Below are 15,465 nucleotides of genomic sequence, written 5' to 3'. Positions count from 1 at the left end.
AAAGACCTTCTTTTCAGAAGGTCTTTCTTTTTTATACTATCAAGGCATGATGTCTCTGAATATTTCATAACACTCTCGTGAAATAATGTAACATAAGAGGAGCCATTGGGCTGTACTTTTACGATAACAAATTAAGTAGTAAACCTATAAAAATTGAAATTATGAAAAAGAAAATAGCCATTTTGGCTACCAATGGTTTTGAAGAAATTGAATTAACATCTCCTAGAAAAGCATTAGAAAAAGAAGGTTGGAAAACAGAAATTGTAAGTCCAGAATCGGGAAGTATTAAAGCTTGGGCTTCAACAGAATGGGGAAAACTACATCCTGTAGATAAAACACTACGAGAAGCCCATCATAGCGATTATGATGCCTTAGTTTTACCTGGAGGTGTAATTAATCCTGATCAGTTGCGAACCAATACCGCTGCCGTACAATTTGTACAACATTTTTTTGAAAAAGGGAAACCCGTAGCTGCTATTTGTCACGGACCACAAACTTTAATTAGTGCACAGGTGGTAGCTGGTCGAAAAATGACTTCCTATCCTTCTATAAAACAAGATTTAATCAATGCAGGAGCCGAATGGTACGATAAAGAAGTTGTAGTCGATAAAGGACTCGTAACTAGTAGAAAACCAGATGATTTACCTGCTTTCAACAAAAAAATGATTGAAGAAATTAAAGAAGGTAAACACGATCCTGTACGATAATGTTTCTTTAATTTGACTACTTTTATAAGTAGGAAACAAAAAGACTTTCTAATTAGAAAGTCTTTTTTATTTGAGATACTATTCATTTAAAACCAAATAGCTTATCGCGAATACCTTTTAGCTTCATAATACTAGCTTTGAGGTTATAATTTGAACCTCTTTGGTTATAAATATAAGCTCTGAGGTTAAAATTAATAGCTTTTAGCTTATAAATAAGAGCTTTAAGGTTATAATTAGAACCTTTTTGGTTATTGCTACTACCTTTTAGGTTATAAATAATAGCTTTGGGGTTGTAATTAATAGGTTTCTGCTCTTATTAAATAAAAAAACCTTTCATTTCTGAAAGGTTTTTAATTTATACTATTTAATTTTTAGTCTGAAACACTTCCTCAAGCTCGGTATAAACGATTCGTACCAAATCTTTTTCAAAGATTTCGGCTCTCTGAGATGCTTCGACAAGCTCAGCATAAGCGATATGCAATTCTTCAACTTCGGCTTCCGCCTTGTTTCAGATGCATCCTTCTTACATATTTCGTCTGTACTGACCTCCTACTTCAAATAAACCAGAAGTAATTTGCCCTAACGAACAATATTTAGTAGCATTCATTAATATTTCAAAAATATTCTGATTCTTAATGGCTGCTTCTTGTAATAACGCTATTTGCTCTTTTACTTTATCTTCATGAGCCTCATGTAAGTTTTCTAAGGTTTTAATTTGGAATTGCTTTTCTTCTTCCGTTGCACGAATTACTTCCGCAGGAATAACCGTTGGTGAACCTTTCGAACTTAAGAACGTATTCACACCAATGATTGGGAATTCACCTGTATGTTTCAAGGTTTCGTAATACAACGATTCTTCTTGAATTTTACTTCTTTGGTACATGGTTTCCATAGCACCCAAAACGCCTCCTCTTTCGGTAATTCTATCAAATTCAGCTAAAACGGCTTCTTCTACCAAATCGGTTAATTCCTCAATAATGAACGAACCTTGGATTGGGTTTTCGTTTTTCGCCAACCCTAACTCTTTATTGATAATCAACTGAATTGCCATTGCTCTACGTACTGATTCTTCTGTAGGTGTTGTAATCGCTTCATCATACGCATTGGTATGCAACGAATTACAATTATCGTAAATGGCATATAACGCTTGTAACGTTGTACGAATATCATTGAAATCAATTTCTTGAGCGTGTAATGAACGACCCGAGGTTTGAATATGATATTTCAACATTTGAGCTCTTTCATTGGCACCGTATTTTAATTTTAAGGCTTTTGCCCAAATTTTACGTGCTACACGACCAATAACCGCATATTCTGGATCAATTCCATTAGAAAAGAAGAACGATAAGTTTGGTCCAAAGGCATTAATATCCATACCTCTACTCAAATAGTACTCCACATACGTGAATCCATTGGCTAAAGTAAATGCCAATTGCGTGATTGGATTTGCACCAGCTTCTGCAATATGGTAACCTGAAATCGAAACCGAATAGAAGTTACGCACATTGTTTTGAATGAAATATTCCTGAACGTCACCCATTAAACGCAACGCAAACTCCGTAGAGAAAATACAAGTGTTTTGCGCTTGGTCTTCTTTTAAAATATCGGCTTGAACCGTTCCACGCACTTGCGCTAAGGTTTTAATTTTAATGTCTAAGTAAACATCCGCAGGTAAAACCTGATCTCCAGTTACACCAAGAAGCATTAATCCTAAACCATCATTCCCTTCAGGCAAAGCCCCGTTATAAGTTGGTCTTTCTAAACCTTTAGTTTTATAAATCGCTTTAATTTTTGCTTCAACTTCTGCTTCTAAACCATTTTCTTTAATATACTTCTCACAATTTTGATCAATTGCAGCATTCATAAAAAAACCTAACAACATAGGAGCTGGTCCATTGATAGTCATCGAAACTGAAGTCGCTGGGTGACTTAAATCAAAACCAGAATATAATTTTTTAGCATCATCCAAACAACAAATTGAAACTCCTGCATTCCCAATTTTCCCATAAATATCGGGTCTGTGATCGGGATCATTTCCGTAAAGTGTTACCGAGTCAAAAGCGGTTGACAAACGTTTTGCTGGCATACCCAAACTTACATAATGGAAACGACGGTTGGTACGTTCTGGTCCTCCTTCACCTGCAAACATACGCGTTGGATCCTCTCCTTCACGCTTAAAAGGATACAATCCAGATGCAAATGGAAATTCTCCCGGTACATTTTCTTGTAAATTCCATCTTAAAATATCACCCCAAGCTTGGTACTTTGGTAAGGCTATTTTAGGAATTTGTGTATGTGATAACGACTCACTATGTGTTTTAATTTCAATTACTTTATCCCTTACTTTAAACGAGTAAATAGGATTTTTGTATTGGTTTACTTTGTCATCCCAAGTTTGAATTACTTCCCAATTGTATGGATCTAAATTCATTTTAACTCGGTCAAATTCTTTTACTAAAAGCGAAACGAAATCCTTGTTTGAATCGTTAATTTGTAATGATGATTCAACGATTCCTGCTTTATCAATTTGAGGGAAGTTTCCATTTACCGATTCAATCGTTTTGAAAATTCCGTATAATTTTTGAGCCACTTCAACCTGTGTTAAAACTGTCTCATCATACTTACGATTATTCTCTGCAATTTCAGACAAATAACGTGTTCTATGTGGCGGAATGACGAAGATTTTCTCACTCATCTCTTTGGTTATTTCAAAAGTAGAGTGTAAATCAATTCCTGTTTTGTCTACAATTTTATCCATAATCGCTTTATAAAGCGAGTTCATTCCAGGATCGTTAAATTGAGACGCAATGGTTCCAAAAACAGGCATATCATCAGGATTGGCATCCCAAAGGTTATGATTGCGTTGGTATTGTTTTTTTACATCACGAATAGCATCTAAAGCACCTCTTTTGTCGAATTTATTTAGTGCTACCAAATCTGCGAAATCCAACATATCGATTTTTTCCAATTGTGTAGCCGCACCAAATTCTGGAGTCATTACATACAATGAAACATCAGAGTGGTCCATAATTTCAGTATCCGATTGTCCGATACCTGAAGTTTCCAATACAATTAAATCGTATTTTGCTGCTTTTAAAACTTGGATTGCTTCCGCTACATATTTTGACAAGGCTAAATTGGATTGACGGGTTGCCAAAGAACGCATATACACTCTAGGATTATTGATAGCGTTCATACGAATTCTATCACCCAATAAAGCTCCACCCGTCTTACGTTTGGATGGGTCAACCGAAATTAAACCAATTGTTTTTTCAGGGAAATCAATTAAAAAACGACGCACTAATTCGTCTACTAAAGACGATTTACCAGCACCGCCTGTTCCAGTAATTCCTAATACAGGTGTGGTTGATGTTTCATTTTCTTGGTGTATTTTATCTAAAGTCGCTTTTGCAATTTCTGGGAAATTTTCCGCAGCTGAAATTACACGCGCAATTTCACGGGGGTTTTTATTCGCTAAATGATCTGCTTCACCATTTAATGCATTACCTATTGGAAAATCAGAACGTTTTACTAAATCGTTAATCATCCCTTGTAAACCCATAGCACGTCCATCATCTGGAGAATAGATTTTTTCAATACCGTATTCGTGCAATTCATCAATTTCACTAGGAAGAATAACACCTCCTCCACCAGCAAAAATTTTAATATGACTTGCTCCTTTTTCGCTTAGCAAATCAAACATATATTTTAAATATTCGGTATGACCACCTTGATAAGAGGTCATTGCGATAGCATTAGCATCTTCTTGAATAGCAGTATTAACCACTTCTTCCACACTTCTATCATGACCTAAATGTATCACTTCACATCCAGTTGCCTGAATGATACGTCTCATAATATTAATCGCTGCATCGTGCCCATCAAAAAGGGAAGCTGCAGTAACAATTCTTACTTTATTTACAGGAATATAAGGTTGTTGTTGTTCCATTTGTAATTTTATGTCAAATTTAAGGCTGCAATTTACGAATTTAATAAATTTCTGCGGTTATTTCAGTGTAGAATTTCACGCTAAAAAAAAAGGCATTATCTTTGATGAAAAGTCCTAAAATAGTACACATGAAAAAAATTGTATTTTGCTTATTTGCATTTATTAGTTTAAGTTGTTCAGAATTACAACAAGTAGTTAATCAATTACCCCAAGGTCCTGGTGGATTAAGTCAGTTAGATATTGCTAATGGTTTAAAAGAAGCGTTAGACAATGGAATTGATAAACAAGTAACAAAATTAACAGCGGTTGATGGTTTTTACAAAAACGAATTGGTAAAAATTTTACTACCAGAAGAATTACAAAAAGTAGATAAAGGACTAAGAGATATAGGTTTATCTAAATTAGCTGATGAAGGTTTAAAGGTTTTAAACCGAGCGGCAGAAGATGCTGTTAAAGAAGCAACACCAATATTTGTTGATGCTGTAAAACAAATGACATTTAATGATGCCAAAAATATTTTAATGGGAGATAACAGAGCTGCTACTTCTTATTTAGAAAGTACCACTTCAAATGCTTTGTATAGTAAATTTAATCCTGTTATTAAGAATTCTTTCACAAAAGTAGGTGCTGATAAAGTATGGACAAATATTATTACAAAATACAATAATATTCCTTTTGTAACAAAAGTAAATCCAGATTTAACAGACTACACTACCAATAAAGCCATGGAAGGCGTGTTTAAAATGATTGCTGTTGAAGAAGGGAATATTAGAACGCAATTAAGTTCAAGAACATCAGATTTATTAAAAAAAGTATTTGCGTTACAAGATAATAAGTAATCAAATTTTAATATTCAATAACATATATATAACACATCGTTAACACACCTTAGCTAAAAATAGTCGGATATTTGCAGTGTTAAAAGTAACAAATCTCATATTTGTTTGGTTAAGGTTAGTTAAAAAAATACCACGTTTTTCTCAGACGTGGTTTTTTTATGCTTTTAATTTTATTTTTTAGGCTATTTTTTCGTGTAGTATTTTAAAATAATCGAATGCCTTTACCAATCGACTTCCATACCAAGAGAACATTTCTCCATCAACAAATACCGTTTTCGCATGATGTGTTGCCCTGCCAATTTCAAAAGCATGTTCATCTTTAAAAGGGAAAGGTTCGGAAGATAAAAATACATAATCTGGATCACCTTCTAATCTAATTTTTTTGAGTTCTACTTCTGGATAGCGACTTTCTTTATTTTCATAAATATTGGTAAAATGATTTAAATTCAATAATTCATTGATAAATGTGTTATTTCCTGCCACCATGTAAGGATTTGCCCAAATAAAATAAGCGGCTTTCTTAACTGGTTTATCAACGATATATTTTTTAAAATTCTGCCAAGCAAAACGGGTTTTATCTATCCATTTTCTAGCTTCGGTGCGCTTATCAAAGAGAATCCCAAAATCGTGAATCATTTGTAAATTATCTTCAATAGTTAGAATATCGGTTACCCAAACTGGACAAATAGTACTTAACTCTTCAACTATTTCTTTGGTATTTTCTTCTTTATTACAAATAATTATATCTGGATTAAGAGCCTTAATTTTGTCTCCTTTTATTTTTTTGGTACCACCAACAATTGTTTTTGTCGCTTTTAAATGTAAAGGGTGAATGCAAAATTTAGTTATACCCAACAAATAATCTTCCAAACCTAAATCATATAATAATTCGGTTTGCGAAGGCACTAATGAAATAATTCTTTTGGGTGTATTTTCAAATAGGTGTTTTGTTCCCATTTGATCTATTAATTCTTTCATTTTTTTTACTTTGTAATTATTTCTTCCATCTCCTTCTGCAATTTCAATGCTTCTGCTCTCGCTTTTTCAGCAAAGTTCTCTTGATTAGAGGCATAAATAATACCTCTGGAAGAATTAATTAACAACCCTATATTCTCATTCATCCCGTATTTACACACTTCAGACAAACTTCCGCCTTGTGCGCCTACACCTGGAACTAAAAGAAAACTATCGGGTACAATTTTTCTGATTTCAGTAAAATATTCTGCTTTTGTAGCACCCACCACATACATTAAATTGTCAGCATTTTCCCATTTTTTGGAGGTTTCCAATACTTGTTTGTACAATTCTTTATCCTTGGTTTGTAAGGTTTGAAAATCGAATGCTCCTTCATTAGAAGTTAGTGCTAGCATAATAGTATGTTTTCCTTCGAAAGCTAAAAACGGTTCTACAGAATCTTTCCCCATATAAGGTGCTACTGTTACACTATCAAATTGTAAATCTTCAAAAAAAGCTTTCGCATACATGGAAGAAGTATTACCAATATCTCCTCTTTTTGCATCTGCTATCGTAAAAATATCAGGATAGTTATCATTGAGATATTGTATGGTTTTTTGCAAGGATTGCCATCCTTTTATTCCATAAGCTTCATAAAACGCAGTATTTGGTTTGTAGGAAACACATAAATCATGTGTAGCATCGATAATGGCTTTATTAAATTCAAAAATAGGATCTTCTTTTTCAAGTAAAAACGCAGGAATTTTGGTTACATCAACATCAAGACCAATACATAAAAAGGATTTCTTGGTTTTAATTTGATGCACAAGTTGTGGTGTTGTCATGTCAATAATTTTGTAGTTGTGCAAATCTACAAAGTTTAAATTACTTAAATAAATATTGTGTAAATATCTGTCGAAATTATATAAGCGAAGCTATTCTAGTCTAGTGTAGCTTTGTAATATTAAAATGTAACAGTTATGAAAACAAGTGCAATATATAATAAGGTAATTATCGATTCATTTTGTTTGATGGTGGCAACTTGTACTAATGATTTAGTGGTACAAGCTAAACAAGTGAATTATTTTGAAATGTTTTTACTTTCATTTGTAATTGAATGTAAAAGCTATTGGTTTCACCAACACACTTTTTCGCTAGGTATATTTTTACAAAATATAAAACAAACTTTTATTTCATTGAAAAACAGTAAAAATGTTGAATTCCATTATCATTTTAAGCTTCAAAATGAGCTTCTTTTTGAAAAGATAAACTATTCCTATTTTTCTAACGCAGTTAGTACTTTAGGATTTTTAAATTCCAATAGAAAAAAATAGTTCCGTTTCGTCTTCATTGAAAAAAGAAGTGAAACTTGAAATTATATAAGTATTCACAAAAATCATATAAGCACTACCAATAAGAAGCAAAGTAACTTTGTAGTAATAAAAAATCAAATAAAAACAATATCATGGAAACAATGTTAGCGCCAAAAATTGGATTAGAGAAAAAAAACTTATCAAAAAGCATACAAGATTTAACCATTGTATTATCTAATGAAATGGTTTTATATGTAAAAAGTAGAAAATTTCATTGGAATGTAACTGGAAATAGCTTTATGGAGTTACATAAACTTTTTGAAAATCAATATAGTAAATTAGAAAAAACAATAGATGAAGTAGCAGAAAGAATAAGCAAACTGGGTGGTAAAACCATTGGTACAATGAAAGAATTTATTGAACATTCTATTTTGAAAGAAGAATCAAAATATGTAAATCAAAATCAAATGCTGGAAGAATTATTAGACGACCATGAAAAAATCATCATCCAATTAAGAGAATTTATTGAAAATGCAGAAGATGTTAAAGATGCAGGAACAGCCGATTTCTTAACCGCTATATTACAAGAACACGAATCAAAATCTTGGATTTTAAGAAAATATTTAAGCTAAGAATAAACAAATTAGCAAACAAATAAATAAACTGAAAAAAACCAAATATTAATTTTTAAATACAAACATTATGAACACTACAGAATTAAAAGGTAACTGGAACGAAGTTAAAGGTAAACTAAAACAAAAATATGCCGATTTAACAGACGATGACCTACTTTATGAAGAAGGTAAAGAAGACGAACTTTATGGACGAATCCAAAAGAAAGTTGGTAAAACAAAAGATGAAATTAAACAATGGATTGCTGAGCTGTAATCTAAACCTCAATTAATGTTACTGTCTATGAATCTATTGATATGTTGTAAAAAGCTATTAATACATTTATAGACAGTTTTTATATCAAACAAAATGAATACAACTAACCACAAAACACATATTGTACAAGATCTTTTTGCATTTATATTGATTGTATTCATGGCTTATATATTGCAAGATTTCTTAATACCCATTTTATTTGCTATACTCCTAAGTGTATTAGTATATCCGATTGTGAAATTTTTTGAAACCCGACTGTGTTTTAACAGAATTATATCGATACTAATAGCTATCTTAGTGTTTTCTGCCATTATCTTTTTCATTTTTGTTGCCATTGGTATTCAATTTCAAGACATTATGGATAAAAGTGATACCTATTATGATAAAATTGTAGAAAAAACCAATATTTTAATTAGAGAAACTGAAAATTCTACAGGAATTGAAAGTAAAGATATTGTAGGTTCAGAAAAATTAGAAGTTAAAGAAATTGTAAAACAAAATTCGAATAAGATTCTCAATTTTATTACCCAATCTGGAACCGTAATTAGCGATTTTCTTTTTACTCCTTTATATATGTTTTTCCTGTTACTTTATCGTAGTTTTTTAATTAGCTTTTTGTATAAAGCAACAGCTGGAGTAAGTACTAAAAAGAGTATGCGTTTTATTTTAAACGAACTTTACAAAGTACAACAAAACTATTTAGTGGGTTTAGTAAGTGTTATGGGAATTGTGGGATTATTAAATAGCTTAGGGTTAGTTGCTTTGGGGATAGATTATCCTTTCTTTTTTGGGTTTCTATGCGCTTTGCTTCTTTTAGTTCCTTACATAGGCATCATCATTGGCTCTATGTTACCAGCGTTAGTTGCTTTGGCGACCAAAGATTCCTATTGGTATGCTATTGGTGTAATTGCCATTTTTAGCTTTATTCAATTTATTGAAGGTAATTTTATAACACCCAAAATTACAGGTTCAAAAGTTTCGTTAAATTCGTTTGTATCCATTTTAGTTATTTTATTGTTTTCTATGTTATGGGGAATTCCAGGGATGATTTTGGCCTTACCAATAACAGCATCATTAAAAGTAATTTTTGACAATTCAGTAAAATTTAAAGCCATAGGTTTTGTACTTGGGCAAGCAGATGAAAAGTACTTTAGTAGCAGAGCTAAAAACCGATTGAAAATTTGGAAAAAAATAAGAAAAGAGAAAAACAAATAACAGCTAATTTATAAAAGGAACATACTATGGATTCACAAATGGAAAACATCAATCAAATAGTACAAGAAAGTTGGAATAATTTTTATGTTGCTCTACCAGCTATAATTTTTGCAATTGGTATTTTTATAATTGGTATTTTTATCATTAGAAAATTAAAATCGGTTGCATTTAATAGTATCGATAAAAAATCAAAAGACCCATTAGTTAGCGATTTTTTAGTAAATGTTATTGCATTAGTTCTCACCATCTTTTTACTTATCATTTCGTTAAGTATTTTAGGTTTGGGAGAAATTACCGATAAAATTTTAGCTGGTGCAGGAATTACAACCTTTATCATTGGTTTTGCATTAAAAGACATTGGTGAAAATTTTTTATCAGGAATTATAATGGCTTTTAAAAGACCTTTTCGAATAGGAGATTTAATTGAAATTGATGGTTTTAAAGGGAAAGTAACTAATATGTCTTTGAGAGAAACCTTGATAAAAACCCTAGACGGTAAAGAGGTTTTTATTCCTAATGGTTTAATTGCAAAAAATGGTTTAGTAAATTATACATTAGACGATTTATTACGAACTGAATTTTTAATTGGGTTAGATTACAATGATAATACAGAAGAAGCGTTAAATATTATAGAAAATATTCTCAAAACAGAAGAAGGTGTATTACAATATCCAGAACCTTTTGCAGTTATAGATGAATTAGCAACTAGTACTGTTAATGTAAGAGTGTCCTATTGGTACATGACTAATGATATTAAAGTACCTGGTGCAAAATTAAAAAGTAATATTATGCTCAAGGTATTTAAATTGTTATTAAATAAAGGATTTGGTTTACCATCAGACATTGTTGAAGTAAAAATGATTGCGACATAATTTTTGAGATGTTTAAACTTTAAAGAAAAAATTGAAAAAGAAATGAAAAATTACACCATGCTTACACTATTTTTATTTTCAGGATTAGTATTCAATTCCTGCATTTCACTGGATTCTGATATAAAAGAAATTACTGTAACTGAAGTTCAAGAACTACCAGACAAGTTAAATGAAGTTTCCGGAATGACATTTGTTAAGGATACTTTATGGGTAATTCAAGATAGTGGAAATGCAAATAAATTGTACCAAATTACTACAGATGGTAAACTCATAAAATCGATAAAAATTAATCCTGCAAAAAATCATGATTGGGAAGCATTAACTTCGGATGAAGAAGGCAATATATACATAGGCGATTTTGGTAACAATGGAAATAAAAGAAAAAATTTAGCAATTTATAAAATTAATCATACCGACTTAAAAAAAGAAGCTATCGATTCTATAGAAAAAATAGAATTTTATTATGAAGATCAGGAAGATTTTCCACCAAATAAAGAAAACTTATTCTATGATTGTGAGGCCTTTCTAATTAAAGATGATTCGTTTTATTTGTTTACCAAAAACAGAAGTAAAAATTTTGATGGCACTACGCATATTTATAAAATTCCAAATGAACCAGGAGAGCACAAAGCCATTTTACTAAACAAATATGTTACTTGTGATAAATTTACGGCTTGTTCAATAACAGATGCAGCCATTAGTCCAGATCACAACAAAGTTGTTTTATTAAGTAATAAAAGAATGTGGATTTTTACCGATTTTGTAGAAGATAATTTTGTAAAAGGAAGCTTAAAAGAAGTACAGTTTGATACTTATACACAACGAGAAGGCGTTACATTTAAAGACAATGATTTGCTTTTAATTTCGGATGAAAAAACCAAAAAAGTAGGTGGAAAAATTTATGAATATAAATTAGAAGAATAAATCCTATATTATTTATATAAAAAAGAGTAGTGATTTAAAATCACTACTCTTTTTTTATGTTTATATTGAAGCATAACTAAAACCCAAATTGAACGGCAAAAGTGAGACGTCCTTTATCATTAGGGTTTTTAAAATAACCTGCTTTTGCTGTAATCATATTGATACCATTTAGCCATAAAGCACCACCATAAGAAGTATGCCAAGTATTAGACGTATCATTACTCGTCCATACTCGACCATAATCAAACCCTCCAATAATTCCATACTTCATAGGAATGAAACTTCTTTTAATACTACCTAAAGTTAATCGTAAATCAGACGTTTGATAAAAAGATTGTCTTCCTATAAAGCGTTCATTTCTTACACCTCTTAAGCCATTGTTTCCACCTATAGCTGCTGCATGATAGAAATCAAAATTATCATTCGTTAGTATTTTTCCTCTAAATAAGGTTTCAAATACTAAATTACCATTAGTAGCAATTTTATGCGAAAAATTAAACTTACTCTCAAGAGTAACAAAGTTTTTGTTTTCTACATTTAAATTACTTTTCCATTCTGCAGATAATAAAAAGCCCATACCATAAGTAGGTAAAGATACAATATCATAATTTTCAAATCCGTAGGCTAATTTTGTACTTGCAAACTGCTGATTCGTAAATAATCGATCTTCTAATACATTGGGAATACTAACAAATCGATCAGCTATTTTTTCCACTTCTAAATTTTCAAAACCTAATTGAAAGGTAAGAATACTCCCTTTTCTTCCAACTCTATTTATTGATGGAAAGAAATTAATAGTACTTAATTTTACCCTATTGTAATCAAAATCTATATCTTCATCTAAATCATTATATACCGATTCGTTTCCATAACCAAAATAATTGATTGTAAAATTTGGACTAGTAAATTTTGAATCGATATTAAAATCAAATGTACCTAATAACTTTGGAAAATGACCTTTATATTTTACTTCAAATCCATTGGTAGCAAAAAAATAATTAGGAGAAATTGTATGTTTGCTAGTATAAGGATTTTGTCTAAAACCATTGTGTACATAATTCATAATAACACCTAATTTTAATCCGTCATCTGGATTAAAACCCCCACCTGGAATTGTTGAAAACGAACTATAATTGGCTTTTTTATAGCTGTAAACATTCATTTCATAATTATCACTTAAACGTGTTGCTGTTTTATGGTCTGTTTCTAAGGTATTGTCTTTGGATTTATAATCATAAATTTTAACGTGATGCCCATTTTCTATTTTATAGGTATCATTGTTTTGTCCGCCAATGAGTCGTATTTTAATTTTAGATTTAAAATTACCTTCTACAATAAATTTGTCATCATCATCTAAACCATAAATCCAAATTTCTTTAGTATTTTTTGAGTTAAAAGTACGTTTTCTAATTAATTGCTCTTTTCCATCCTTTTTATTTCGGATTTGAGTTACTTCAATTTCGGTTGGACTTATTTTTTTTATATAAAAATCTTCTTTTTTATCAGTACCTACAAGGATGGCTCTTTTTTCTAAAAGTTTGTAATATTTTTCAGCATATTCTTGCAAATGATCTCTTCTCGATTTTAAATCCGTTTTTAATTTTTCACTCGTAGCATCTTGTACTTCAACTGGTAACTGAAGAAAAGCAGCATCAATAACAGCATCTGTTAAATTATTTTGAATAAACTGAGCTTGTGCCATCCAATCTTCTTTTTTATTAGATTGCAAAAATGCCATATCTAATTTATAACCCACATGATTAAGCCATTTTAAATTTTGAATTTCTCCATCATAGGTCTGCATTTTTCTAAATTCGGGAAGATTTAAAATTAAACTCATTAAAACACCTCCATATTTTGGAAAAGCCTGATCTCTGTCTTTTGGAATAGGTTTATAACTAATTTCGTCATCACTTATTTTAAATTCAGACCATTTCCATTGATCGGAGTGCCTATCCCAATCACCCAATAACATATCAAATAAACGAGCTCTTATAAAAGCAGCTTCGTCCACTTTATATTTTTCATCTTTTCTTAATTTTTTAAATAAATCATCGGTACCAATAATATCGTTGGGTTTACCAAAAGATGTTTCATCCAGCTGACTATCCGATTCTCGCTCCTGTACCATATACAATTCGTCACCAAAACTAGAATTGAATTTTCCTAAAGCATCGTGTTTTGGAATGTAATATAATTTTGGATTCGCATGATAAATAGCAATATTTTTAGAAAGATCATCAATGATAAAGGCCGTAAAAGGATGACCTGTAGTAAAAAAATCCATTAAAAAAGTCTCTACATAAGTATTTTTTAAATCGTCTTGAACATATTGGTCCACAAATACTGCTGCTTGAAAAAAACGAGTTGCATTCTTTTTTACTGCTCTTAAAACATATTCCTTTTTAGTATTGTCTACCACTCGCAACGAATTAGATTGCTGCCCTCCTCCTTCTCTATCTATTTTTAAACCTCCAAAAAGCGTATCAATTGTAGCCACTCTTGCTTTTATAGGTGTTCCATAATAATTTCTATAATGTTTTCCCCATAAAAAATTGTAAAAATTAGAGCGTTTTGTGTTTTCTGGTTTATAAACTGTAGCTTCCACATATTCTGGAAAAGTATCGGGGTAATCTTTCGTTTCGGTATTTACAGGTTCTAAGATAGTCTGTTTGTATAGTACAATTTCTTTTCCGTTTTCTTTACCAAAGAATGTTAAAACACCTTGTCCAGACTTTAACAACTCTAATTTTGCAAAACCATTTTTACCATAAGAAAAATCATTCGGATAAATCGCTCTAGCAGCATCAGTTTTGGTTCCTGATCCACTCACTATTTGTTTAATACCGTTTTTTTCAATGTATTCTAAACTATGTTCGTGTCCTGAAACCACAATGATATTTTCATGTTTCTGAATTAAGGTTTGAATTCGTTTTGACATTGTCATATAATCTTTATTTAAAACATCTTGTGTACTAACACCAGAAGTTTTTCGCAACAAATTATATAAAGTACCTAGTAAGGGTACAGGAAAAGAAGCTTCAGCAGATATCAACATTTTTTTTACGCCAAAGTGACCGCCATGAACTCCATTTGTAAATAAAGGATGATGCATGGCTACAATTACAATTTTGTCTTGGTTTTTGTTTAGTAAGCTTTCAAATTCTCCAAAGAATTCATCTCTACTCTTAATGGTACAATCATCATTAATTGTAGGTATTTTATTCCAATCTTCTAAATACCACTGACTGTTTATTGTAATTAAAGTAATATTATCATTAATTTCAAAATCTTCAATTGGACATCCTTTTCTAGGTGAAAAAGATTTTTTATCATTTAAATATTTCACTACAAAATCTTCCTGATTATTAAGTCCTTTTAACCCACTATACCAATCGTGATTTCCTGGTATAACCAAAGTTTTTCCTTTATATTTTTTTGTAATAGACAATTGGTTTTCCAAAATTTTTTCCGCTGTTTTATAAGCCTCACTGTTTTTATCATCAGACATTCCTACAGGATAAACATTATCTCCTAAATAGATTAGTGTACTATTTGTAGCGGCATTTTGAAGTTGGCTTTCCAAAGGTAACAACGCTTCTTTTGAGTTAATTTCATTCGCATTACCTGCATCGCCAACCAGATAAAAAGTATAATCTACTTGATTAGCATTTACTTGGATATCTGCAACTGGTTCTTTTAAGTTTCTTCCTGTTTGAACAGAATATGTGGCACAAGAATTGAGAAAGAGTATGGTACATAAAACACCTGTTATTTTTATCAAAAAATGCTTTTTAAAGTAAT

12 protein-coding genes are annotated in these 15,465 nt (G+C 31.0%); 8 read left to right on the top strand and 4 right to left on the bottom strand.

What is annotated here, in order from left to right; all coding sequences use genetic code 11:
* Positions 1 to 161 precede the first annotated feature (161 nt).
* Positions 162 to 707 (top strand): type 1 glutamine amidotransferase domain-containing protein, encoded by a 546-nt coding sequence (locus CX675_RS02280; protein ID WP_130733600.1) that lies wholly within the window; start codon positions 162 to 164, stop codon positions 705 to 707.
* A gap of 523 nt (positions 708 to 1,230) precedes the next feature.
* Here CX675_RS02280 and CX675_RS02275 read toward each other — a convergent pair.
* Positions 1,231 to 4,656 carry a methylmalonyl-CoA mutase family protein gene (locus tag CX675_RS02275; RefSeq protein ID WP_130733599.1) on the bottom strand — a complete coding sequence of 1,142 codons (3,426 nt, stop codon included), beginning with the start codon at positions 4,654 to 4,656 and terminating at the stop codon, positions 1,231 to 1,233.
* Between the two features lie 128 nt (positions 4,657 to 4,784).
* Here CX675_RS02275 and CX675_RS02270 point away from each other — a divergent pair, with 128 nt between their 5' ends.
* Complete coding sequence (locus tag CX675_RS02270) at positions 4,785 to 5,495, top strand: DUF4197 domain-containing protein (RefSeq protein ID WP_130733598.1); 711 nt, start codon at positions 4,785 to 4,787, stop codon at positions 5,493 to 5,495.
* A gap of 177 nt (positions 5,496 to 5,672) precedes the next feature.
* Here the strand turns inward: CX675_RS02270 and CX675_RS02265 are convergent, their stop codons facing one another.
* Positions 5,673 to 6,473 (bottom strand): ABC transporter substrate-binding protein, encoded by an 801-nt coding sequence (locus CX675_RS02265; protein WP_130733597.1) that lies wholly within the window; start codon positions 6,471 to 6,473, stop codon positions 5,673 to 5,675.
* A gap of 5 nt (positions 6,474 to 6,478) precedes the next feature.
* Positions 6,479 to 7,294 (bottom strand): orotidine-5'-phosphate decarboxylase, encoded by an 816-nt coding sequence (gene pyrF, locus CX675_RS02260; RefSeq protein WP_130733596.1) that lies wholly within the window; start codon positions 7,292 to 7,294, stop codon positions 6,479 to 6,481.
* A 135-nt stretch (positions 7,295 to 7,429) separates the two neighbouring features.
* Between pyrF and CX675_RS02255 the strand changes: the two genes are divergently transcribed.
* The 6 genes from CX675_RS02255 to CX675_RS02230 all read left to right on the top strand — a co-directional run bounded on the left by CX675_RS02255 (position 7,430) and on the right by CX675_RS02230 (position 11,661).
* A complete protein-coding gene (locus tag CX675_RS02255) occupies positions 7,430 to 7,783 on the top strand; it encodes a hypothetical protein (protein WP_130733595.1) in 354 nt (117 codons plus the stop codon).
* A gap of 131 nt (positions 7,784 to 7,914) precedes the next feature.
* Positions 7,915 to 8,394, top strand: a complete 480-nt coding sequence (locus tag CX675_RS02250) for a DNA starvation/stationary phase protection protein (protein ID WP_240723573.1) — start codon at positions 7,915 to 7,917, stop codon at positions 8,392 to 8,394.
* 70 nt (positions 8,395 to 8,464) lie between these two features.
* Positions 8,465 to 8,650, top strand: coding sequence for a CsbD family protein (locus CX675_RS02245; RefSeq protein ID WP_130733594.1), 186 nt, complete (start codon positions 8,465 to 8,467; stop codon positions 8,648 to 8,650).
* Positions 8,651 to 8,743: 93 nt separating this feature from the next.
* Positions 8,744 to 9,865, top strand: coding sequence for an AI-2E family transporter (locus CX675_RS02240; RefSeq protein WP_130733593.1), 1,122 nt, complete (start codon positions 8,744 to 8,746; stop codon positions 9,863 to 9,865).
* A 26-nt stretch (positions 9,866 to 9,891) separates the two neighbouring features.
* Entirely contained in the window at positions 9,892 to 10,737 is an 846-nt protein-coding gene (locus CX675_RS02235; protein WP_130733592.1) for a mechanosensitive ion channel family protein, read from the top strand.
* A gap of 42 nt (positions 10,738 to 10,779) precedes the next feature.
* Positions 10,780 to 11,661 (top strand): SdiA-regulated domain-containing protein, encoded by an 882-nt coding sequence (locus CX675_RS02230; RefSeq protein ID WP_130733591.1) that lies wholly within the window; start codon positions 10,780 to 10,782, stop codon positions 11,659 to 11,661.
* Positions 11,662 to 11,737: 76 nt separating this feature from the next.
* On the opposite strand, the gene CX675_RS02225 is transcribed toward CX675_RS02230, so the two are convergent.
* A complete protein-coding gene (locus CX675_RS02225; protein WP_240723572.1) occupies positions 11,738 to 15,445 on the bottom strand; it encodes a metallophosphoesterase in 3,708 nt (1,235 codons plus the stop codon).
* Positions 15,446 to 15,465: the final 20 nt, after the last annotated feature.

Source organism: Flavobacterium sp. J27 (assembly GCF_004303025.1).
Classification (GTDB): Bacteria; Bacteroidota; Bacteroidia; order Flavobacteriales; family Flavobacteriaceae; genus Flavobacterium.
Note: the sequence above shows the minus strand (reverse complement) of the source record. Positions and strands in the feature narration are given on the sequence as shown.

What these genes read in the sequence shown, in the direction of transcription:
- CX675_RS02270 (WP_130733598.1), top strand. Translation starts at nt 4,785, where the DNA reads ATGAAAAAAATTGTATTTTGCTTATTTGCATTTATTAGTTTAAGTTGT.
- CX675_RS02280 (WP_130733600.1), top strand. Translation starts at nt 162, where the DNA reads ATGAAAAAGAAAATAGCCATTTTGGCTACCAATGGTTTTGAAGAAATT.
- CX675_RS02255 (WP_130733595.1), top strand. Translation starts at nt 7,430, where the DNA reads ATGAAAACAAGTGCAATATATAATAAGGTAATTATCGATTCATTTTGT.
- CX675_RS02245 (WP_130733594.1), top strand. Translation starts at nt 8,465, where the DNA reads ATGAACACTACAGAATTAAAAGGTAACTGGAACGAAGTTAAAGGTAAA.
- CX675_RS02275 (WP_130733599.1), bottom strand. Translation starts at nt 4,656, where the DNA reads ATGGAACAACAACAACCTTATATTCCTGTAAATAAAGTAAGAATTGTT.
- CX675_RS02230 (WP_130733591.1), top strand. Translation starts at nt 10,780, where the DNA reads ATGAAAAATTACACCATGCTTACACTATTTTTATTTTCAGGATTAGTA.
- CX675_RS02265 (WP_130733597.1), bottom strand. Translation starts at nt 6,473, where the DNA reads ATGAAAGAATTAATAGATCAAATGGGAACAAAACACCTATTTGAAAAT.
- CX675_RS02235 (WP_130733592.1), top strand. Translation starts at nt 9,892, where the DNA reads ATGGATTCACAAATGGAAAACATCAATCAAATAGTACAAGAAAGTTGG.
- CX675_RS02240 (WP_130733593.1), top strand. Translation starts at nt 8,744, where the DNA reads ATGAATACAACTAACCACAAAACACATATTGTACAAGATCTTTTTGCA.
- CX675_RS02250 (WP_240723573.1), top strand. Translation starts at nt 7,915, where the DNA reads ATGGAAACAATGTTAGCGCCAAAAATTGGATTAGAGAAAAAAAACTTA.
- pyrF (WP_130733596.1), bottom strand. Translation starts at nt 7,294, where the DNA reads ATGACAACACCACAACTTGTGCATCAAATTAAAACCAAGAAATCCTTT.